This is a genomic window from Labedaea rhizosphaerae (genome assembly GCF_004362825.1).
Lineage (GTDB): Bacteria > Actinomycetota > Actinomycetes > Mycobacteriales > Pseudonocardiaceae > Labedaea > Labedaea rhizosphaerae.
In genome coordinates this window covers 1,655,303-1,676,405 of sequence record NZ_SNXZ01000001.1, presented here as the reverse complement: position 1 = coordinate 1,676,405, position 21,103 = coordinate 1,655,303, and the positions used below count along the sequence as shown (strand labels likewise).

At 70.6% G+C, this 21,103-nt stretch carries 23 protein-coding genes; 3 read left to right on the top strand and 20 right to left on the bottom strand.

The window, feature by feature from the left end:
* Positions 1-13: 13 nt before the first annotated feature.
* The 13 genes from nuoK to EV186_RS07960 form a co-directional block, all read right to left on the bottom strand.
* On the bottom strand, positions 14-313 hold the full coding sequence (nuoK, locus tag EV186_RS08020; protein ID WP_133848366.1) for an NADH-quinone oxidoreductase subunit NuoK: 300 nt from the start codon (positions 311-313) through the stop codon (positions 14-16).
* Positions 310-1,167, bottom strand: coding sequence for an NADH-quinone oxidoreductase subunit J (locus EV186_RS08015; RefSeq protein ID WP_133848365.1), 858 nt, complete (start codon positions 1,165-1,167; stop codon positions 310-312). The genes nuoK and EV186_RS08015 overlap by 4 nt, the downstream gene beginning before the upstream one ends.
* The gene (gene nuoI, locus EV186_RS08010; protein WP_133848364.1) at positions 1,167-1,712 is read right to left on the bottom strand and encodes an NADH-quinone oxidoreductase subunit NuoI; all 546 of its coding nucleotides are present in this window, start codon (positions 1,710-1,712) and stop codon (positions 1,167-1,169) included. The genes EV186_RS08015 and nuoI overlap by 1 nt, the downstream gene beginning before the upstream one ends.
* Entirely contained in the window at positions 1,699-3,042 is a 1,344-nt protein-coding gene (nuoH, locus tag EV186_RS08005) for an NADH-quinone oxidoreductase subunit NuoH (protein ID WP_133848363.1), read from the bottom strand. The genes nuoI and nuoH overlap by 14 nt, the downstream gene beginning before the upstream one ends.
* Positions 3,039-5,486, bottom strand: coding sequence for an NADH-quinone oxidoreductase subunit G (locus tag EV186_RS08000; protein WP_133848362.1), 2,448 nt, complete (start codon positions 5,484-5,486; stop codon positions 3,039-3,041). The genes nuoH and EV186_RS08000 overlap by 4 nt, the downstream gene beginning before the upstream one ends.
* A 2-nt stretch (positions 5,487-5,488) precedes the next feature.
* Positions 5,489-6,790, bottom strand: coding sequence for an NADH-quinone oxidoreductase subunit NuoF (nuoF, locus tag EV186_RS07995; RefSeq protein WP_133848361.1), 1,302 nt, complete (start codon positions 6,788-6,790; stop codon positions 5,489-5,491).
* The gene (nuoE, locus tag EV186_RS07990; protein ID WP_133848862.1) at positions 6,787-7,566 is read right to left on the bottom strand and encodes an NADH-quinone oxidoreductase subunit NuoE; all 780 of its coding nucleotides are present in this window, start codon (positions 7,564-7,566) and stop codon (positions 6,787-6,789) included. The genes nuoF and nuoE overlap by 4 nt, the downstream gene beginning before the upstream one ends.
* Before the next feature lie 131 nt (positions 7,567-7,697).
* On the bottom strand, positions 7,698-9,014 hold the full coding sequence (locus EV186_RS07985; protein WP_133848360.1) for an NADH-quinone oxidoreductase subunit D: 1,317 nt from the start codon (positions 9,012-9,014) through the stop codon (positions 7,698-7,700).
* Positions 9,011-9,844 carry an NADH-quinone oxidoreductase subunit C gene (locus EV186_RS07980; protein WP_133848359.1) on the bottom strand — a complete coding sequence of 278 codons (834 nt, stop codon included), beginning with the start codon at positions 9,842-9,844 and terminating at the stop codon, positions 9,011-9,013. The genes EV186_RS07985 and EV186_RS07980 overlap by 4 nt, the downstream gene beginning before the upstream one ends.
* A gap of 6 nt (positions 9,845-9,850) precedes the next feature.
* Positions 9,851-10,399, bottom strand: a complete 549-nt coding sequence (locus EV186_RS07975) for a NuoB/complex I 20 kDa subunit family protein (protein WP_133848358.1) — start codon at positions 10,397-10,399, stop codon at positions 9,851-9,853.
* Between the two features lie 2 nt (positions 10,400-10,401).
* Entirely contained in the window at positions 10,402-10,821 is a 420-nt protein-coding gene (locus EV186_RS07970) for an NADH-quinone oxidoreductase subunit A (protein ID WP_133848357.1), read from the bottom strand.
* A 463-nt stretch (positions 10,822-11,284) separates the two neighbouring features.
* Positions 11,285-12,556 carry a geranylgeranyl reductase family protein gene (locus EV186_RS07965; protein WP_133848861.1) on the bottom strand — a complete coding sequence of 424 codons (1,272 nt, stop codon included), beginning with the start codon at positions 12,554-12,556 and terminating at the stop codon, positions 11,285-11,287.
* An 84-nt stretch (positions 12,557-12,640) separates the two neighbouring features.
* Positions 12,641-13,189, bottom strand: coding sequence for a dihydrofolate reductase family protein (locus EV186_RS07960; protein ID WP_133848356.1), 549 nt, complete (start codon positions 13,187-13,189; stop codon positions 12,641-12,643).
* 104 nt (positions 13,190-13,293) lie between these two features.
* Between EV186_RS07960 and EV186_RS07955 the strand changes: the two genes are divergently transcribed.
* The 3 genes from EV186_RS07955 to EV186_RS07945 all read left to right on the top strand — a co-directional run bounded on the left by EV186_RS07955 (position 13,294) and on the right by EV186_RS07945 (position 15,146).
* The gene (locus EV186_RS07955) at positions 13,294-13,761 is read left to right on the top strand and encodes a hypothetical protein (protein WP_133848355.1); all 468 of its coding nucleotides are present in this window, start codon (positions 13,294-13,296) and stop codon (positions 13,759-13,761) included.
* A gap of 64 nt (positions 13,762-13,825) precedes the next feature.
* Positions 13,826-14,344 carry a DUF4328 domain-containing protein gene (locus EV186_RS07950; protein WP_133848354.1) on the top strand — a complete coding sequence of 173 codons (519 nt, stop codon included), beginning with the start codon at positions 13,826-13,828 and terminating at the stop codon, positions 14,342-14,344.
* A gap of 118 nt (positions 14,345-14,462) precedes the next feature.
* Complete coding sequence (locus EV186_RS07945) at positions 14,463-15,146, top strand: DUF4328 domain-containing protein (protein ID WP_166659055.1); 684 nt, start codon at positions 14,463-14,465, stop codon at positions 15,144-15,146.
* A gap of 19 nt (positions 15,147-15,165) precedes the next feature.
* On the opposite strand, the gene EV186_RS07940 is transcribed toward EV186_RS07945, so the two are convergent.
* From EV186_RS07940 to menD, 7 genes are all read right to left on the bottom strand, one after another.
* Positions 15,166-15,858 carry a demethylmenaquinone methyltransferase gene (locus tag EV186_RS07940; RefSeq protein WP_133848352.1) on the bottom strand — a complete coding sequence of 231 codons (693 nt, stop codon included), beginning with the start codon at positions 15,856-15,858 and terminating at the stop codon, positions 15,166-15,168.
* A 19-nt stretch (positions 15,859-15,877) separates the two neighbouring features.
* Positions 15,878-16,309 carry a DUF3592 domain-containing protein gene (locus EV186_RS07935; RefSeq protein ID WP_243753875.1) on the bottom strand — a complete coding sequence of 144 codons (432 nt, stop codon included), beginning with the start codon at positions 16,307-16,309 and terminating at the stop codon, positions 15,878-15,880.
* A gap of 102 nt (positions 16,310-16,411) precedes the next feature.
* Positions 16,412-17,905, bottom strand: coding sequence for a M1 family metallopeptidase (locus tag EV186_RS07930; protein WP_424982212.1), 1,494 nt, complete (start codon positions 17,903-17,905; stop codon positions 16,412-16,414).
* A 118-nt stretch (positions 17,906-18,023) separates the two neighbouring features.
* A complete protein-coding gene (locus tag EV186_RS07925; protein ID WP_133848350.1) occupies positions 18,024-18,422 on the bottom strand; it encodes a hypothetical protein in 399 nt (132 codons plus the stop codon).
* A complete protein-coding gene (locus EV186_RS07920) occupies positions 18,412-18,927 on the bottom strand; it encodes a SigE family RNA polymerase sigma factor (protein ID WP_133848349.1) in 516 nt (171 codons plus the stop codon). The genes EV186_RS07925 and EV186_RS07920 overlap by 11 nt, the downstream gene beginning before the upstream one ends.
* Before the next feature lie 49 nt (positions 18,928-18,976).
* Positions 18,977-19,378, bottom strand: a complete 402-nt coding sequence (locus EV186_RS07915) for a hypothetical protein (protein ID WP_133848348.1) — start codon at positions 19,376-19,378, stop codon at positions 18,977-18,979.
* A gap of 73 nt (positions 19,379-19,451) precedes the next feature.
* Positions 19,452-21,095 carry a 2-succinyl-5-enolpyruvyl-6-hydroxy-3-cyclohexene-1-carboxylic-acid synthase gene (gene menD / locus EV186_RS07910; RefSeq protein WP_133848347.1) on the bottom strand — a complete coding sequence of 548 codons (1,644 nt, stop codon included), beginning with the start codon at positions 21,093-21,095 and terminating at the stop codon, positions 19,452-19,454.
* Between the last annotated feature and the right edge of the window lie 8 nt (positions 21,096-21,103).

Below are 21,103 nucleotides of genomic sequence, written 5' to 3'. Positions count from 1 at the left end.
GGTCAGCTACCTCTTAGTACTTCAGCAGGTTCGAGTCGTCGACCGAGGCCGAGCGCCGGGTGCGGAAGATCGACATGATGATGGCGAGGCCGACCACGACCTCGGCCGCGGCGACCACCATCACGAAGAACGCCATGACCTGACCGGAGAGCGACCCGTTGATCCGGGCGAAGGTGACCAGGGTGAGGTTCACCGCGTTCAGCATCAGCTCGATGCACATGAACACCACGATCGCGTTGCGCCGCACCAGCACGCCGACCGCGCCGATGGTGAACAGCAGCGCGGAGAGCAGCAGGTAGTAGGTGGGGGTCACCGGTTCTCCTCCGTCTCGGAGCGGTCCGCACCGGGCACCAGCGCGTGCGCGTCGGGGGCCACGCCGCTGCCCGCCACCGAGGTGACGTCGCCCGAGAGCTCCTCGGACGCGGTCGTGTCGATCAGGCGGGAGAGCGACTCACCGGACACCGAGCCGTCGGGCAGCAGGGCCGGCGTGGCCACGGAGTTCGCGGTGGCGAAGACACCCGGGCCGGGCAGCGAGCCAGGTCGCGCGTACTCGCCGCGGAAGCGCATCTCGACCAGCTCGCGCTGGGTGTGCTTGGTGCCCTTGCTGTGCCGGTCGAGGTAGCCGAGGATCATCGCGCCGACGGCGGCGGTGATCAGCAGCGCCGAGGTCAGCTCGAACGGGAACAGGTAGTCGGTGAAGACCAGCTTGCCGACGTTGGCCACATTCCCGATGCCGCCGTTGGCGTTGGGGCCGTTGAGGTTGGCCGTCTGCACGTCGGTGAGCGCGCGGGAGACGGCTCCGACCACGAGGCCGGCCATGCCGACACCCAGGACCGCCGCCCACAACCGTTGTCCGCGCAGGACTTCGACCACGGAGTCCGACGAGTCCCGGCCGACCAGCATCAGCACGAACAGGAACAGCATCATCACGGCGCCGGTGTAGACGATGATCTGCACGAAGCCGAGGAACGGCGCCTGCTGGACCATGTAGAGGATGCCGAGGCTCAGCATCGTCAGCACCAGCCACAACGCCGAGTGCACGGCGTTGCGGGAGAAGATCATGCCGAGGCCGCCGGCCAGCGCGACCGGCCCGAGGATCCAGAACGCGATCGCCTCACCGGTGCTCACCGGTCCCGGCCCGCCCGCGGCGAGCAGCAGCTCGTGCATCACTTGGCCTCACTCCGAGCCTGAACGTCCGGCGCCGCGACCGCGAGTTCGGGGCCGTTGACGTAGTAGTCCTGCTCGGTCTCGCCCAGGCGCATCGGGTGCGGCGGCTGCTCCATGCCGGGCAGCAGCGGCGCGAGCAGCTGTTCCTTGGTGTAGATCAGGTCTTCGCGGTTGTCGTCGGCCAGCTCGTAGAAATTGATCATCGTCAGCGAGCGGGTCGGGCACGCCTCGATGCACAGGCCGCAGCCGATGCAGCGCAGGTAGTTGATCTGGTAGTCCGCGCCGTACCGCTCACCTGGCGAGTACCGGGCGTCCTCGGTGTTGTTGCCGCCCTCGACGAAGATCGCGTCCGCGGGGCACGCCCACGCGCACAGCTCGCAGCCGACGCACTTCTCCAGCCCGTCCGGGTGCCGGTTGAGCTGGTGGCGGCCGTGGTAGCGGGGCGCGGCGGGGGCGCCTGCCTCGGGGTACTCCTCGGTGACGACCTTCTTGAACATCGTCCCGAAGGTGACGCCGAAGCCCTTGAGGGGATCAAACATTCCCATCGTTGCTGCCCTCCTGCGACTGCGACGCGGAAGCGGACTGGCCGGCGGTCACGGCGGCCCGGCGGCGCGAGCGGCTGCCACGGGTCTGCCTGCGGCGCTTGGGGGTTTCGGTCGGCACCTCGAGGTCCAGCGGCGGGATCGGGTAGCCGCCGCCGGTGACCGGCACGTACTCGTCGTCCGGCACCTCTCGGTCCGGCAGGGCGAAGCTGAGCGCGATCAGCCCGAGCACCGCGATCGCGCCGAAGAACAGCGTCGGGCCCAGCGGCCAGCCGGCGCTGCGCAGCTGGCGCACCGCGACCAGCGCGACGATCCACGACAGGTTCACCGGCACGAGGACCTTCCAGCCCAGGCGCATGAACTGGTCGTAGCGGTAGCGGGGCAGGGTGCCGCGCAGCCAGATGAACAGGAACAGCAGAACGAACGTCTTGGCGATGAACCAGACGAACTGCAGCCAGCCGTTGTTCAGCACGCTGTCCTGGCCGACGAACGGGAAGAGGCCGCCACCCAGGAAGAGCATGGTCGAGAACGCCGAGACGGTCACCATGTTCACGTACTCGGCGAGGAAGAACAGCGCGAACTTCAGCGAGCTGTACTCGGTGTGGAAACCGCCGACCAGCTCGGACTCCGCCTCGGGGAGGTCGAACGGGGCACGGTTGGTCTCGCCGACCATCGAGGTGACGTAGATCAGGAAGCTCGGCAGCAGCGGGATGAAGAAGCTGTTGACCTTCAGCCCCCACAGCTCGAAGTTGGCTTGCGCGTTGACGATGTCGCCCGTGGACAGCGAGTGCGCGGTGATGATCACCCCGACGATCGACAGGCCCATCGCGATCTCGTAGGAGATCACCTGCGCGGCCGAGCGCAGCGCGCCCAGCAGCGGGTAGGGCGAGCCGGACGACCAACCGGCCAGCACGATGCCGTAGACACCCAGCGACGAGCAGGCCAGCACCACCAGGACGCCGACCGGCAGGTCGACCAGCTGCAGGTAGGTCTGCTCACCGAAGATCGAGACCCGGCCCCCGAAGGGCATCACGGAGAACGCGACGAACGCGGGGATCGTCGAGATGACCGGCGCGATGAAGTAGACGACCTTGTCGGCCTTCGCCGGCATGATGTCTTCCTTGAACGCCAGCTTCAGCCCGTCGGCCAGCGACTGCAGCAGACCGAACGGGCCGACCCGGTTGGGGCCGGGCCGGTGCTGCATGCGGGCGACGACCCGGCGTTCCAGCCAGATCATGAACAGCGTCATCACGACGCCGAACGCGAACAGCACCACGACCTTGATCAGGATCAACCAGATCGGGTCGTCGGCAAGCACCTCTGCCCGGGTCATGAGTGGGCCTCCTTGGCGACCGTGACCACATCGCCGTGACCGGCGCGCAGCGTGCGGCGCGGGACCGAGCCCGCGGAGTTGGTCGGCAGCCACACCACGCCGTCCGGCAGGTCGGCGATGGCCAGCGGCAACGTGATCGTGCCGTGCTCGGTGCGCACCGAGACCGGCGCGCCGTCCTCGACGCCGAGCTGCACCGCGTCGGCGGGCGAGAGCCGGACCACGGCGGGCCGGGCGGTGCCCGCGAGGTGCGGCTCGTCGTCCTGCAGCGACCCGTTGTCCAGCATCTGCCGCCAGGTGGCCAGCAGCAGGAGCTTGCCGTTGGCGGTGGGCGCCGGGCCGGCCGCGACCGCGGGCGCCGTGGCCGTGCGGGCCACCGCCCCGAGCCGGGCGAGGTCCGCCGCCGCGGCGGCCGGGGTCTGGGTGAACAGGTCCGCGTCCATCTCGACGGCCAGCGTGTCCAGCACGCGGCAGTCCGGCAGCGCACCCGAGACGTGCAGGGTGGTGTCGAACTCGCGCCGGCGGCCTTCCCAGTTGAGGTAGCTGCCGGCCTTCTCGGCGGCCGCGGCCACCGGGAGCACCACGTCGGCGTGCTTGGTCACGGCGCTGTGCCGCAGTTCCAGGCTGACCACGAAGTTGGCCTCGGCGATCGCCTGCTCGGCGGCCAGCGGGTCGGCGTGGTCGCCGGGGTCCACGCCACCGACCACCAGCGCGTCGAGCCGGCCGTAGCGGGCCGCTTCGAGGATGGCGTCGGCGTCGCGGCCGGGCTGGGCCGGCAGGGCGTCCACGCCCCAGGCCTGGGCGACCTCGGCGCGGGCCTTGGCGTCGGTGACCAGGCGGCCACCGGGCAGCAGGGTCGGCGCGGCACCGGCGTCCAGCGCGCCACGCTCACCGGCCCGGCGCGGGATCCAGGCCAGCCGGGCCCCCGTGCTCGCGGCCAGTTCGACCAGGGCGCTGTACAGGCCGGGGATCTCGGCGGCGCGCTCGCCGACCAGGATCACCGCGCCGTTGCCGGACAGGGCCTCGGTCACGTCCTTGGCGTGCGTGCCCAGGCCCGCGACCGCGGCGGCCTCGCCACCGGGCGGGCAGGCCAGCAGCACGCCGTTGGTCTTGGTGACCGCCGGGGTGGCGAACTGTCCGATGTGGAACACCTGGGTGCGGTTCTTGCGGGCCGCCTTGCGCAGCCGCAGGAACACGATCGGCGACTCCTCCTCGGGCTCGAAAGCCACGCAGAGCACCGCGGGAGCCGCCTCGATCGCCGCGTAGTCCACGCCGGTCCCCGGCGCCGAACCGACCACAGTGGACGCAAGGAAGTCCAGCTCCTCCGCCGAGTGCGGCCGGGCCCGGAAGTCGATGTCGTTGGTGCGCAACGCGATCCGGGCGAACTTGCCGTAGGCGTATGCGTCCTCGACGGTCAGCCGGCCACCGGTCAGCACGCCGACGCCGTGGCCGTCGCGGGCCTTGGCCAGGCCCTCGGCCGCCACCTGCAGCGCCTCGGTCCAGGAGGCCTCGACCAGCTCACCGGTCTTCGCGTCGCGGACCAGCGGCCGGGTGATCCGGTCGGCGGCACCGGTGTAGCGGAAGGCGAACCGGCCCTTGTCGCAGTTCCACTCCTCGTTCACCGCCGCGTCGTCACCGGCGAGGCGGCGCATCACCTTGCCGCGCCGGGAGTCCGTGCGCTGGGCGCAACCCGACGCGCAGTGCTCGCAGACGCTCGGCGTGGACACCAGGTCGAACGGGCGGGAGCGGAACCGGTACGCCGCGCTGGTCAGCGCGCCGACCGGGCAGATCTGGATGGTGTTGCCGGAGAAGTAGGACTGGAACGGCTTGTCCTCGGCGATGCCGATCTGCTGCTTGGCCCCGCGTTCGAGCAACTCGATGAACGGGTCGCCCGCGATCTGCGCGGAGAACCGGGTGCAGCGCTGGCAGAGCACGCAGCGCTCGCGGTCGAGCAGCACCTGCGTGGACACCGGGATCGGCTTCGGGAAGGTCCGCTTGGTCTCGGTGAACCGGGACTCGGCGCGACCGTGGCGCATCGCCTGGTTCTGCAGCGGGCACTCGCCGCCCTTGTCGCAGATCGGGCAGTCCAGCGGGTGGTTGATGAGCAGCAGCTCCATCACGCCCTGCTGCGCCTTGTCCGCCACCGGCGAGGTCACCTGCGTCTTGACGACCATGCCGTCGGCGACGGTCATCGTGCAGGAGGCCTGCGGCTTGGGCATCGGCCGCCCGCCCATCTCGACCTCGACCAGGCACTGGCGGCAGGCGCCAGCCGGGTCGAGCAGCGGGTGGTCGCAGAACCGGGGCACCTGGATGCCCAGCCGCTCCGCGGTGCGGATCAGCAACTCGCCCTTGGGCGCGTCCACCTCGATGCCGTCGATCACCAGGCGCACGTGCCCTTCGGGCACAGGGCGCTTCTCGACCTCGGTGTTCTCGGGTGCCACTGTCATAGTTAGTGCGCTCCTGCCAGTTCCATGGCGGGCTTGGCGTTTTCGTCGCACAGCGCCAGGAACTCGTCGCGGAAGTACTGGATGCCGCTGGTGATCGGGCTGACCGCGCCGTCGCCGAGCGCGCAGAACGACCGGCCGAGCACGTTGTCGCAGATGTCGAGCAGCGTCTCGATGTCGGTCTCGGTGCCCTTGCCCTCGACCATCCGCTCCAGGATCTGGGCCAGCCAGTAGGTGCCCTCACGGCACGGCGTGCACTTGCCGCACGACTCGTGCTCGTAGAACTGGGTCCACTTCATGACCGCCCACGGCACGGAAACGGTCTCGTTGAACACCTGCACCGCGGTGGTGCCGAGCATCGAACCAGCCGCGGCCGCGCCCTCGAAGTCCAGCGGGACGTCCAGGTGCTCGGCGGTGAACAGCGGCGTGGAGGAACCACCCGGCGTCCAGAACTTCAGCGGGATGCCGTCCTTCATGCCGCCCGCGAGCTCGAGCAGCTCGCGCAGCGTGGTGCCCAGGGGCGCCTCGTACTGACCGGGCTTCTCGACGTGGCCGGAGATCGAGAAGATCTTCGGACCGGGCGACTTCTCCGAACCCATGGTGCGGAACCAGTCCGAGCCGCCGTTGACGATGAACGGCACGCTCGCGATGGTCTCGACGTTGTTCACCGTGGTCGGCGCGGCGTAGAGGCCGGCGGCCGCGGGGAACGGGGGCTTGAGCCGCGGCTGGCCGCGGCGACCCTCGAGCGAGTCGAGCAGCGCGGTTTCCTCACCGCAGATGTAGGCGCCGGCGCCCGCGTGCACGGTGATGTCCAGGTCGAACCCGGAGTCCAGGATGTTCGCGCCCAGGTAGCCGGCGGCGTACGCCTCGCGGACCGCGGAGTTCAGCCTGCGGATGCAGTGCAGGGCCTCACCGCGCACGTAGATGAAGCAGTGGTGCGAGCGCATCGCGTACGAGGCGATGATGCAACCCTCGATCAGCGAGTGCGGGTCGGCCATCATCAGCGGGATGTCCTTGCAGGTACCCGGCTCGCCCTCGTCGGCGTTGATCACCAGGTAGTGCGGCTTGTCCTCGTTGGGCGGCATGAACGACCACTTGACGCCCGCCGGGAAGCCCGCGCCGCCCCGGCCGCGCAGGCCGGAGTCCTTGACCAGCTGCACCAGCTGCTCGGGGGTGCCCGCGAGCGCCTTGCGCAGCGCGGTGTAGCCCTCGAGCTGCTCGTAGGTCGACAGGCGCCACGACTTCGGCGACAGCCAGCGCTTGGTCAGCACCGGCGTAACCGGGTCGACCCCACGTGGTTCGGTCATTTTTTCTCGACCTCCGGGAGCGCGACCTCGTCGGGCATGGCCGGGGCGGTCCAGCCGCGGTCGGCGGCCAGCTGGGCGCCACGCAGCGTTTCCACGGCGGCCGACGGTCCGTCCACTTCGGACTCGGCGAGGTCGTTGTCGAACAGGCCGGCGAGCTGGCGCTCGACGGACTTGAAGTCGGTCAGCGCCGCACCACGGGTGGGTGCGGGCTTCTCGCCGCGCCGCAGGGCATCCACGAGCTCGACCGCGGAATCCACGGTCTGGTTGTCGTAGAACTCGTAGTTCACCTGCAGCACCGGCCCGAGGTCGCACGCCGCCAGGCACTCGGCGTGCTCCAGGGTGATCGAACCCGGCGTGCCCGGCTCGCCCGCGGTCTGCTCGTGGCCGAGCGGCTTGCCGTCCTCGCCCAGGTGCTCCTGCAGCTTCTTGTAGATCGCGTCGCCACCCAGCACCGCGCACAGCGTGTTGGTGCAGACGCTCACCAGGTGCTCGCCGCACGGCTTGCGCTTGTACATCGTGTAGAACGTCGCGACCGCGCTGACCTCGGCGGCGCTCAAGTTCAGCTGCTCGGCGCAGAAGTGGATCCCGGCCTGGCTGACGTAGCCCTCCACCGACTGCACCAGGTGCAGCAGCGGCAGCAACGCCGAGCGCGACTGCGGGTACTTCGCGATCAGCGCCTGCGACTGGCCCACGATGTTGGCGAAGATCGACAGGTCGGGCGTGGTGTCGACGGTGAGGCGTTCGAGCTTCTCGTCGGACACGACCTCGGTGGACATGTCCGCGACGCTCGGCTCGGCCTCCGTGGCGACAAAGGTGTCGCCACCGCCGACGATCGAACCGCCGTACGTCTGGCCGGCGCTGACCTCGGGCTGGCTCGCGGATCCGCCGGTCTGCCCGTCACTGCTGGTCAACGGTCACACCCTCCCATCACGGGGTCGATCGAGGCGACGGACGCGATCACGTCGGCGACCATCCCGCCCTCGCACATGGCCGGCATCGACTGCAGGTTGATGAAGCTTGGTTCGCGCACGTGCACCCGCATCGGCCGGGTCCCACCGTCGGAGACCAGGTGGTAGCCGAGCTCACCGCGCGGCGACTCGATCGGCACGTACACCTGGCCCGCCGGGACGGCGAAGCCCTCGGTGACGAGCTTGAAGTGGTGGATCAGCGACTCCATCGACTGACCCATGATCTTCTTGACGTGCTCGAGCGAGTTGCCCATGCCGTCGGCGCCGATGGAGAGCTGCGCCGGCCAGGCGATCTTGCGGTCCTCGACCATCACCGGGCCCGGCTCGATCTTCTTCAGCGTCTGCTCGATGATCCGCAGGCTCTGGTGGATCTCCTCGACCCGCAGCAGGTAGCGGGCGAAGCAGTCCGCGTCGGTCGAGGTCGGCACCTCGAAGCGGTAGTCCTCGTAGCCCAGGTACGGGTCGGTCTTGCGCATGTCCCACGCCAGCCCGGCCGAGCGCAGGATCGGGCCGGTGATGCCGAGCGCGAGGCACGCGTCGACCGGCAGGTAACCGATGCCCTTGAGCCGGTTGCGCCAGATCGGCTGGCCGGTGAGCAGCTTGTCGTAGTCCGGCAGCCGCTTCTTCATGATCTTGATGAAGTCGGTGATCTTCTGGTGGTAGTCCTCCGGAAGATCCTGCGCGATGCCGCCGGGCCGGATGAACGCGTGGTTCATCCGCAGACCGGTCAGGTGCTCCAGCAGGTGCAGCACTTCCTCGCGCTCGCGGAAGCCCGCGGTCATCGCGGTCAGCGCGCCGAGCTCCATGCCGCCGGTGGCCAGCGCCACCAGGTGCGAGCCGATCCGGTTGATCTCCATGAGCATCACGCGGATGACCTGCGCACGGGCGGGCACCTCGACGCCGAGGAGCTTCTCCACCGCCATGCAGTAGGCCGCCTCGTTGAACAGCGGCGCCAGGTAGTCCATCCGCGTCACGAACGTGACGCCTTGGGTCCAGGTGCGGTACTCGGTGTTCTTCTCGATGCCGGTGTGCAGGTACCCGACCACCGAACGGGCCTGGGTCACCGTCTCGCCCTCGAGCTCGAGGACAAGGCGCAGCACGCCGTGGGTGGACGGGTGCTGCGGCCCGAGGTTCATGACGATTCGCTCGTCGTCCTCGATGTCGTCGAGGACCTCGCCCCAGTCGCCACCGGAGACGGTGTAGACCCGGCCCTCGGTGGTCTCGCGCGCGTCGGCGTACGGGTCAGTGCTTGTCATGAGTACGACCTCCGCTGGTCGGGCGGTGGGATCTCCGCGCCCTTGTACTCCACGGGGATCCCGCCGAGCGGGTAGTCCTTGCGCTGGGGGTGGCCGTCCCAGTCGTCCGGCATGAGGATGCGGGTCAGGCCCGGGTGACCGTCGTAGACGATGCCGAACATGTCCCAGGTCTCGCGCTCCTGCCAGTCCGCGGTCGGGTAGACCTCGACCACCGACGGGACGTGCGCGTCGTCGACGTCGACCGCGACCTCGAGCCGGATCCGGCGCCGGTAGGTCATCGACGTCAGGTGGTAGACCGAGTGCAGCCGCTGCGGCACGTCCACGCCGTAGTCCACACCGGACACCGAGCTGCACAGCTCGAAGCGCAGGGCCTCGTCGTCGCGCAGCGTGCGGCACAGCTCCAGCAGGTGCTCGCGCTGCACGTAGTAGGTGATCTCGCCGCGGTCGACCGAGACCTGCTGGATGGCCGACACCGGGATGTCGCGCTGGCCCATGGCCGCGAGCAGCTCGTCGGTGAACTGGTCGAACCAGCCGCCGTAGGGCCGCTCGGCCGGCGCCGCCACGTGCGCGGGCAGCCGCAGGCCGCCGAAGCCGGAGGTGTCACCGGTGCCCGCGACGTTGAACATGCCGCGCCGGCCGCGGCCGGAGACGATCGGCTCGGACGACGTCAGGTCCGGGCTTTCCGGGCTCGTGCTTTCCGGGCCCTGGATCGGGTTCGGCGCGTCGCGGCCGGCCTCCAGGCCGGTGTCCGGGCGCTCGGCCGACGACTGCTGCTCGCCGGTGGCGGGCGCCGTGCCTTCGGCCGGCTTCTCGGGAGTCTCGTCAGGCATTCGGCGTCACTTCTTCGCGTACTTGATCGAGGAGGGCAGCAGCTCGGTGCGGTGGCCGCTCTCCAGCAGCTGCTTGGCGCGGGCCGGGCCGAGGGGCTCGTCCATGATCTTCTGGTGGATCTTGAGGATCGCGTCCATCAGCATCTCCGGCCGCGGCGGGCAGCCCGGCAGGTACATGTCGACGGGGACGACGTGGTCCACGCCCTGCACGACCGCGTAGTTGTTGAACATCCCGCCCGACGACGCGCAGACGCCCATGGCGAGCACCCAGCGGGGCTCGGGCATCTGGTCGTAGATCTGGCGCAGCACCGGGGCCATCTTGTTGGTCACGCGGCCCGCGACGATCATCAGGTCGGCCTGGCGCGGCGACGCGCGGAAGACCTCCATGCCGAAGCGCGCGAGGTCGTAGCGCGGGCCGCCGGTGGTCATCATCTCGATGGCGCAGCAGGCGAGGCCGAACGTGGCGGGCCACAGCGAGGACTTGCGTGTCCAGTTGACCAGCTTCTCGACGCTCGCCAGCAGGATTCCGTTAGGGAGCTTCTCTTCAAGACCCATGGTCAACTCCAGTCGAGGCCGCCGCGCCGCCACACGTAGGCGTAGGCGAAGCCGACCGTCGCGATGAACAGGAAGATCTCCACCAGCCCGAAGACGCCGAGGGCGTCGGCGGTCACCGCGAACGGGTAGAGGAAGACCATCTCGATGTCGAACAGGATGAACAGCATCGCGGTCAGGTAGTAGGCGACCGGCACGCGGCCACCGCCGACCACCGGCTGCGGCGACGGCTCGATGCCGCACTCGTAGCCGTCCAGTTTGGCCTTGTTGTAGCGGCGCGGGCCGACCAGCGGGGCCACCACCACGGAGAAGACCGCGAACGCGCCTGCCAGCACGAACAGCAGGATCAGCGGGAGATAAGACTTGAGATCACCGGGGCCGCCGGGGGCCGGCGGTTGCGCCAGGATCGTGGCTGTCTCGTACATCGACTCCTCGTCCTTTCCCGCGACTCGTCGGAACCATATGGGGTGCAAGGGACACCCCAACTGGTTAGGCAGCCCTAACCAAATTCCCATCCTTCGAGGTCCAGAGCTTGTGAAATCCTTCACAAGCTAACGCAGACCGTTGTGAAGGACTTCACAAGCCGCGCGGCCAGTGTAGGACGCGAAATCCACGAGGTGGAGAGGGGTCTGCCAAGGCGCCGAATGGTCCACACAACGGGGGTGGAACCATGCGCAGGCGGAGGGCGCGAACCCCGGCGGACCGGGTCCGCGCAGACCTCGGGGCCACTTGATGCTGCAACCTTTGTTCGTGCACCGCCGGAACGGCTCCGGGCGCGTTTGCAGGGAAAGACGCCCGCCACTGCAACCTTGTAGTGCACCACGGGCACGGTTGCGGGCGTGCGCTCGTTCGCAAGGAACAGGAAGGTGCGCCCGAGCGGGCCGAGCCTCAGGCCGAGGGTGCGAAGCGGGTGGCGACCGTGATCATCTTGTCCATGTAGTCGCCGTCGCGCGGGTCGTAGAGGCCGGCCAGCAGCTTCAGCACGAGCTTCATCAGCGTCGTGCGGGGCAGCCCGTACTTGGTGGCCGTGCGCATCACGACCGGGTTCCCGATCAGCTTCGAGAACACGTTGCCCAGGCGGTAGTAGTGCCCGAGCGACTGCTTGAGCGCGATCGGGTAGCCCGCGAGCGCCTTCTCCCGCGCCGGGCCCTCGGGGCGGGCCAGCGCCTGGATCACGCACTCGGCCGCGAGCCGCGCCGACTCCATGGCGTAGCCGATGCCCTCGCCGTTGAACGGGTTGACCATCCCGCCCGCGTCGCCGACCAGCAGCAGCCCGTCGCGGTAGTGCGGGGTGCGGTTGAAGCCCATCGGCAACGCCGCGCCGCCGACCTTGCCGACGGCGTTGTGCTCGCGGAAGCCCCACTCCTCCGGCGTCCCGTCCAGCCACGACCGCATCAGCGCGCGGTAGTCGGTCTTGCCGTAGGCCTTCGACGTGGACAGGATGCCGAGCCCGACGTTCACCGTCCCGTCGCCCATGCCGAAGATCCAGCCGTACCCGGGCAGCAGGGCGGGCTCGTCGGGGTTGCTGCGGTCCCACAGCTCCAGGTGCGACTCGAGGTAGTCGTCCTTGGTCCGCGGGCTCGCGTAGTAGCGGCGCACGGCCACGCCCATCGGCCGCTTGTCGTTCTTCTCCAGCCCGACCGAGAGGGCCAGGCGCGCGGAGACGCCGTCGCAGGCGAGGACCAGCGGCGCCTTGTAGGTCACCGGCTTCTTGTCCGGCCCGACCTTCGCGGCCACGCCGATCACCCGGCCGGAGCGCTCGTCGGTGATCGCGCCGGTGACGGTGGTCTGCTCCAGCAGCCGGGCGCCGGCGCGCTGCGCGGTGCGGGCCAGCAGCTCGTCGAAGTCCTGGCGCGGGCGGACCACGCCGTAGGGCGGGAACGTGGCGAGGTCGGGCCAGTCCAGCTCGAGGGTGACGCCGCCGCCGACCACCCGCAGGCCGCGGTTGTGCAGCCAGCCGGCCTCCTCGCGGGTGTCGACGCCGAGGTCGATCAGCTGCTTCACGCCACGCGGGGTGAGCCCGTCACCGCAGACCTTCTCGCGCGGGAAGGTGCTCTTCTCCAGCAGCAGCACGTCCAGCCCGGCCCGCGCGAGGTAAGTGGCCGCGGTGGACCCGGCGGGCCCTGCGCCGACCACGATGACCTCGGCGTCGTCGTCCAGGCCGCGGCGCGTGGTGCTCGAGAAATCGTTCACGAGCCCGAGTCTAGGGAAGCGGTCGCGGCGCCACCGCCGCCAGTGACCGACTCAACGGCACACGCGGTAACGGATGTGCGTGGCCTGCGGCGTGTCGATCACCCGGACGACCTCCAGCCCCACCAGCGCGGGCAACTCCTCGAAGAGCCGGCGGCCGCGGCCGAGCAGGACCGGGATCTGGTGGACCTGCACCTCGTCGAGCACGCCGGCGGCCAGTGCGCTGCGCGCCACGCCCGCGCCCCGCACCTGCACGTCGCGGTCGCCCGCCTTCTCCTTCGCCAGCGCCACCGCGTCCTCGATGCCGTTGACGTACGTCACCAGCGGGTAGCCCCATCGCGCGGCCGGGCCGGGCGGCCGGTGGCTGACCACGATGATCGGCTGGCCGCCGTGGTCGCCGCCCCAGTGGTCCATCAGCTCGGCGGTGCGCCGCCCCGTGAGCACGGCGCCGGCCGCCTGCCACTCCTGCTCGAACTCGGTGGCCGGGCCACCCGCCTCGAACCACTCGTGCAGCAGTTCGCCGTTCTCGCCGCCGAGGAAGTCGTCGGGGTCGGCGATGTAGCCGTCGAGCGACACCGACATGTCGAGCACTGACTTGGACATCTGATCTCCTCCTGGTGGTCCTGCCTGTGCATCGAACGGGCGCGAGCGGAATCGACACAGCGGCACAACGCGAAACGGACGAACGCCCTGGCCGATACCCGGGCATGACCCAACCGCTGCGGCGCCCGCACGAGGTCCAGGACCTGACGACCGCCATCGTCGTGTGCGCCACGGCGTTGTGCGCCCTCGGTCTCACCGTCGCCGAGTGGCGCGCCTACGCGACCCTGGCCGGCTACGTCGGCCGCCACGGTGTGGCGCTGGGCGGCCTGCTCAGCGCGGACGACATCGCGGGGTCGCTCGGCACGGTCACGTTCGTCGGCACCCTCGCGACCGCGGTCATGGTGGTCCTCTGGACCTGGCGGGTGCGGGTGGACCGCAGGCTCGCCCGCGCGGCCCGGCACGAGTGGTCGCTGCTGCTCGGCGCGTGGCTGGTCATCGTGCTCACCCACAACACCGTGATGGACGGCACGCTCGGGCCGGTGCTCACCGAGACCGTCGGCCTCACCGTCGGCGGCGTGCTCCTGGCCGTCGCCGCCGGGCGGTTCGTCTTCGCGTTGTGGCGCGACCACTGACTCCAGCCATCGTCGAGTTCACCTCCGCAAAATCGGGCAAAACCGACTGACGGAGGAGCGGGACATGGCACAGGTGCTCGACCGCACGCAGACCGCCAACTTGACGGCAGCCACGCTGGCCGGGATCGGCGTCACGGCCCTGGCCGGGTTCGCCGTGGCCATCTCGAGCTGGCTCGACCACACCAGCGAACTCGCGTCCGTGGTCTACCTGGTGCTCGGCGCGCTCACCGGCGTCGTGTTCCTGACCTGGCTCTGGCGGGCGCGCCTGGCCGCCGAGGCCCGCGGTGACCGGCAGCGCCTGGCCCGCGGCTGGACGATCGGCGGCTGGCTGCTGCCCGGCGCGAACCTGGTGCTGCCGCTGCTGGTCGTCGAGGACATCGCGGGCAAGACGCTCGCGGTGCGCGCCTGGTGGGGGCTCGTGATCGCCTCGACCCTGATCAAGCTGGTCACCGGGACGGCCGCCGACGATGCTTCGGCCGCCGCCATCCGCACCGAGAACATCGGCGTGACCGTGGCCGCGGTGCTCGTCGCCGCCGCGGGCTGGCTGCTGGCCGGGACCGTGCGCCGCGTCAGCCAGGCTTGACGGCCCCGGACTTGACGGCCGGCGGCGGCCACTCGGGTGACCGCCGCCGGCAACCGGAAACGCGCCCCGTCCCCCCGCGATAGGTGGGTGATATCCACACAAGGGGAGGGATCGGATCGTGGTCCAACCAGGTCTGAACGCACCACAAGGCCACTGGGCACAGGCACCGCGTTCGGTGGTGGGACTCGGCAAGGCCGCCTGGATCCTGGCGTACGTCACGGCGGGCGCGGCCTTGATCCTCGCGTTCGGCGAGTGGCACGCCTACTCCCTCGCCCGGGACTACCTCGCGGGCCGCGGCGCGACCGTGGCCGACGTGGTCGCGGCGGACAACCTGGACAGCAGGCTGAGCCTGTTCTCCGTCGCGACCACGATCGCGACGGCCGTCCTGCTGATCGTCTGGGCATACCAGGCCCGGCAGAACGCCGAGCTGATCTGCACCATGCAGCACCGCCGGTCGCGGGGGTGGGTGATCGGCGCCTGGTTCTGCCCGGTCGTCAACCTGTGGTTCCCGCCCATGATCGTCGAGGACATCTACCGGGCGAGCATGCCGAGCACCCGCCACGACCAGGTGAGCTCGATCGGCATGCCCGGCGTCCCGTTGATCCGGTTCTGGTGGGCGCCGTTCATCCTCGCCGGCGTCGTCACGTACTTCACCAGCCGCGACACAAACACGCTCGACGGGTTGCACACCGAGGTCGTCGGCTTCGTCCTGCGGGGCTTGCTGTTGGTCGCCTCCGCCGTGCCGTTGATGAGGATCATCCGCCGGGTCAGCGAGTGGCAGCTGGAGCCCAAGCAGCACTGACCGAGCCGCCGTCGAGTCGTCAGCCCCCGGGCCTGACGGCTCGGTGCAGGGCGACCACGCCGAGGGTGAGGTTCAGCCATTCGACGTCCTGCCAACCCGCGTCGGAGATCATCCGGGCCAGCGTCTTCTGATCGTGCCAGTCGCGCATGGACTCGGCGAGGTAGCGGTACGCGGGCGCGTTGGACGAGAACGGCTTGGTCACCAACGGGAGCATGCGCAGCACCACGTGGTGGTAGAGCCAGCGGATCGGGCGGAACGGCGGCTGGGCGACCTCGCAGATCACCAGCCGCCCGCCGGGCTTGGTCACCCGCAACATCTCGGCCAGCGCGGCCGGCGTGGGGCTCATGTTGCGCAGCCCGAACGTGACCGTCACCGCGTCGAAGCTGTTGTCGCGCAACGGCAGGTGGAACGCGTCGGCGGCGACCTTGGGCACGTCGCGCGACGCGCCGCCACGCAGCATGCCGAGGGAGAAGTCCGCGGCCAGGCACCACGCACCGGAGCGTGCGTACTCCACGGTGGACACCGCGGTGCCCGCGGCGAGGTCCAGCACCGCCTCGCCGGGCGCCGCGTCCAGCACGCGGCGCGTCTGCTCGCGCCAGCGCCGGTCGAAGCCCAGCGTCATCACCGAGTTCGTGCGGTCGTAGCCCTTCGCCACACCGTCGAACATCTCGGCGATGTCATGCGGATTCTTGTCCAAGCCGGCCCGCGACATGGGCAGAGCCTAATGGCGGTCAGGAGCGGGTGCGCAGCCAGTGCAGCACGCCGATGACGACCCCCCACGCGACCACGATGATCAAGGTCAGCGGGAACCACGCCGAGGTGATCGACCGGCCCGCCACCCGGGCGAGTTCGGGATTGCGCTGGTCGTACTCGACCCGCACGATCTGGCCCGGTACCAGGCCCTTCGGGTAGAGGATGCCGTCGGGCGGGCTGTGCACGGCGCCGTCGGGGGTGTTGAACCGCACCACGGTCCGGCCGAAGCTCGTGGAGACGACCTCGGCGTTCGCGTAGCCGATGTGCGAGCCGATCGCGATGTCGTTGCGCATGCCGCCGATGAACAGCAGCAGGCAGAGCAGCGTGAGCACCGACGCCACGGCCAGCAGCACCCACGTGGCGATCCGCCTGCCCTTGCCGGACATCGCGCGCATCACCCCCACCGCCATGGCGGCAGCCTATCCGCACCCCCAACGCCCTGAATGGCCCATTCAAGACACCCAGCGCCTCGAATGGGCCATTCAGGGCCTTTCACCACCCACCGTGCGAGCTCAGCCGCCGGCCGCGGCCAGCTTCCGATCGGTCGCGCGGATCTTGGCAAACGACTTCGGCGCCACGAGCGCCTTCGAAACCGAGGCGCCGTTCGGGCCGACCGCGGGCTTGCCCGCGGTGAAGAGCCACGTGGTGAACAGCGACTGCAACGGCTTGCCGGAGACGTTCTCCGCCAGCCCGACGAACTGCTCGATGGTGCCGTTGCCGTACTGGCGGGTCTTGGTCCACTTCTTCAGGATCTTGAAGAAGTCCGCGTCCCCGACGGCAGTCCGCAACGCCTGCAACGCCATCGCGCCGCGGGTGTAGACCGCGTCGTCGAACTGGTTGTCCGGACCCGGGTCGCCCGGCAGGACCTGCCAGAACGGGTCGTCGGCCGGGATGGAGTCGTAGGCGTACTGGTTCACCTCGGCCGCCGTGCCCTCACCGAGGTACTCCGACCACAGCGTCTCGGCGTAGCTCGCGAAGCCCTCGTTCAGCCAGATGTTGCGCCAGCCGGCGACCGACACCGAGTCGCCGAACCACTGGTGCGCGTTCTCGTGCGCGACGACGTAGGTGTCGCTGCCGTCGGTGAAGAAGTCGTCGGAGAACGTCGGGCGGGTCTGGTTCTCCAGCGCGAACCCGAGCCCGGTGGACACGACGCCGCCCTGCGCTTCGAACGGGTACGGGCCGAACTGGGTGCTCTCGAACTCGAGGATCTCCGGGGTGCGCTCGACGCTCGCCCGCGCCTGGTCGGGGTTGGCGAGGTCGGCACCGTAAGCGGTGACGAACGGCTGACCGTTCGGCGCGGTCTGGAAGTTCACCTGGTACTTGCCGACCACGAGCGAGGTCTCGTAGGTGCCCTGGGGCTTGGCGCTGCGCCAGTTCCATCGCACGAGGCCGTTGCCCTGGGTGGACTTGCCCGCGAACGTGCCGTTGGAGAGCACCGCGAAGTCCTTGGGCGCGGCGATCGAGACGTCGAAGGTCGCCTTGTCCAGCGGGTGGTCGTTGCTCGGGAACCACCACGGCGCGATCTGCGGCTCGTCGGTGGCCAGCGCGCCGCCGTCCGCGGTGCGCTTCCAGGCGTTGAAGCCGTAGAGCTTGTACTTGCCAGGGCTGTCGTCGTAGGTGACGACGATGGTCAGGTTCGTGCCCTTGGCGATCGGCTTGGCCGGGGTCACGGTCAGCTCGCCGCCGTCGGTGGCGAACTTGGCGGGCACGTTGTTGACCCGCAGCGTCGACACCTTCAGCAGGAAGTCGAGGTTGAACCGCGACAGGTCCTGGGTCGCCTTGGCCGTGATGGTGGTGGTGCCCGACAGTTCGTCGCCGGCCGGCCGGTAGCTCAACCGGATGTCGTAGTGCCCGACGTCGTACCCGCCATTTCCGTCGAGCGGGTAGTAGGCGTCGCCGATTCCCGCGGCGCCCGGCGACGGAGCCTTGGGGGCCGCGTCGGCCGGAGCCGTCGCCACACCGGCCGCGAGACCCACCGCAGCCGCTGTGACCAGTAATCTTGTCACTCTTCGTGTTGGCACCATGGCACGAACGTAGCCGCGCCGAATGCCCCGCACCAGCCGTCGAGCGGGTCATTCCCGAGTGGTGGGGAACCTACGGAAGTGGGTTGACAGGCAAGGGAATTCACGTCGACGGAGTCGAGGTCACGCTGGTCGGCAGACCCGGGCTCGACGTCGCGCTCGGCGGGCCGGTGACCCCGGTCGGCTGCGGGGTTCCCGGGATCCCGGACATCCCTGGCACCCCCGGCGGCCCGGTGGGCATCGGCGTCTCGACGGTCGGCGACGGCGGCCGCGCCGGGGTCAGCGGGCCGACCGGCCCGTGCGGCAGCAGGGCGACGATCACCACGACCGCGACGAGCACCAGCACGACCGCGGCCGAGCTGGCCACCCACTGCAGCTGCCGGCGCCGGCGCCGGATGCGTTCGCCATCCCGCGCGACCGCCACGGGATCGATGCCCAGCGCGGGGCCCGCGTCCGGGCGGGCCCGCGCGAACAGGTCGCGGATGTCGTCCTCATCGGCCACCGTGCGCACCTCCCTCGGCGAGCTTCTTGCGCAGCGCGGCGAGCCCGCGCGCGGTCTGGCTCTTGACGTTGCCGGTGCTGCAGCCGAGCACGGCCGCGGTCTGCTCGACGCTCAGGTCGTTCCAGTAGCGCAGCACGAGCACGGCCCGCTGCTTTGGCGGCACCGCCGTCAGCGCCTCCCGAACCAGCACTCGGTGCTCGGGCTCCGGCTCGCCCGCCGGCTGCTCGGGTGGTTCGTGGGTGAGCTGCTCGCGCCGGCGCCACGACCGGCGGTTCTCGGCCAGGAACGTCCGCACGACGATCTTGCGGGCGTACCCGTCCAGCATGTCGTGCTGCACCAGCCGCGGCCACGCCACGTAGAGCTTGGTCAGCGCGGTCTGGGTCAGGTCCTCGGCGCGGTGCCAGTCGCCGCACAGCAGGTACGCGGTGCCGCGCAACGTGTGGGCGCGGGCCGCGAAGTACCGGCTGAAATCGGCATCCCACGGGGCGCCGCCGGTGGGGGTCACCGGGGCGCTGCCGTTCGGGTCTGTGGCCCTTGCCTGCTCCAGCAGGGCGTTACTTGCCCGGAGCGGGGGCACCGGGGGCCGGCTGCCACGTCGTCGGCGGGTGCGCCGGGGAGGACATGGGACCAGTGGGGCCGGGGCTGGTCGGCGCCCGGTGGCCGGGCGCGGTGGTCGACGGCTGCGGGACCCCGGGCGAGGTGGTCGGCGTGTGCGAGTTCCCCGGCGAGGTGCTCGGCGGCAGCGACACGGTCGGCGTGGCACTGGGTTGCGGACCAGTCGGCTGCGGAGTGGGCTGCGGAACACCGGTGGGCTGGGGGACGCCCGTGGGCTGGGGCGCGGAGGTGGTGGGCGGTGCCGGGTTCGGCGACCCGGCGCTGGCCAGGGCCGGGATGCCGATGGCGGCGCCGAGTGCGACCAGGGCCGCGGCGATCGGCAGTACGACTCGGATACGCATGGAACTCCCCTGTTCGTCGAACGCTTCTGGGGTTATCCATGCCTCGGGTCATCGAGAAGGTTGCATACGAGTTTCAGCCGTTGATCCGGTCGTGCACCTCGGTGCGCAGCCGGGCGTGCAGCTCCCGCAGCACCGACCGGTCCGCGCGCACCTCGACCACCCGGACGCCCGGTTCGGGGGCGAGCGCTGCCCGGAACACCTCGGGGTCGTCGGCCAGCACGTGCGGGATGCCGTGCGCGGCGCACAGCGCGGCGAGGTCGGTGCCGTGCGGCGTGCCGAAGACGCGCTCGAACGAGTCGGCGTGCTCGGGTGCGCCCTGCTCCAGCAGCGTGAAGATGCCGCCGCCGTCGTCGTTGAGCACCACGACCGTCACGTCCGGGCGGGCTTCGCCGGGACCGATCAGCAGGCCGCCGGAGTCGTGCAGGAACGTGAGGTCGCCCAGCAACGCGTAGCCGCGCCGGCCGGCGCCCAAGGCCACGCCGAGCGCACTGGACACGCTGCCGTCGATGCCGGCGACGCCGCGGTTGGCGTGGACGCGCACGTCGGCCCGGGCCACGGCGGCGAAGTCCAGGTCGCGGATCGGGTTGGACGACCCGGCGAAGAGCACCGACCCGGCCGGGACAGCGGCCAGCAGGTCGCGGGCCACGTGCATGCCGGTGGGCCACTTCGCTTGGGACAACACGGTTTCCACCACGTCGGCGGCCTGCTCGGCGGCGTCTTCCCAGGCCCGCGACCAGCCGGTGTCGGGCGGCGCGGCGATCACGGCGAGTTCGGTGGCGGTGGTGTTCGCGACGTGCTGCGGGTCGGTCCATTCGGCGCCGTCGTCGACCACGTGCACCCGCGGTGCCGAGCCCAGCAACCGTTGCACGCCGCGTGAGAGGGTCGGCCGGCCGACGGCGAGCACCGCCTCGGGGCGCAGCCGGTCGGGGATGCCGGCCGCGAGGAGCAATGCGCCGTGCCGCAGCGGTTTCCCGCCGCTGGCGACAGGCTCGGCGATCACCGGCCACCCGGCCCCGGCGGCGAACTCGGCGGCCGCGGTGGCGTGCGGGCCGTCGCCGAGCACCACGACCGTGCGGGCCGGCAGGTGGACGGGGTCGGTGACGGTGGTCGTCGTGCGCTGCCGGACGGTCCACGGCGCGCCGTCCGGGCGGCCGTCGAGCGAGTCGGGCCACGCAGGTGCGTCGGTGGGCACGAGCGGCTCGCGCAGCGGCACGTTGAGCTGGACCGGACCACCGGCGGCCGCGACGGCCAGCGCCCGGCAGACGGTGCCCCGCCACACCGGGTTGCGGTTGGGGATCCGCTCGGCCAGCGGCATGTCCACAACGGACACGTCGGGGCCGAAGATGCCGTGCTGGCGCACGGTCTGGTTGGCGCCGGTGCCGACCAGCTCGCCCGGCCGGTCGGCGGTGACCAGCAGCAGCGGCACGCGGGCGTAGTGCGCCTCGAGCGCGGCCGGGTGCAGGTTCGCGACCGCGGTGCCCGAGGTGCACACGACGGCGACGGTCGCGCCACTGCCGCGGGCGATGCCGAGGGCGAAGAAGGCGGCACTGCGTTCGTCGATGCGCACGTGCAGGGCCAGCCGCCCGGCGACGGCGGCCGCGTGCAGCGCGATGGACAGCGGGGCGTTGCGTGATCCGGGGCACACCACCACATGGCGGACGCCACCGCGGACCAGCTCGTCGACGACGACGGTCGCCTGCGCGGTGGACGGGTTCACGGGTCCTA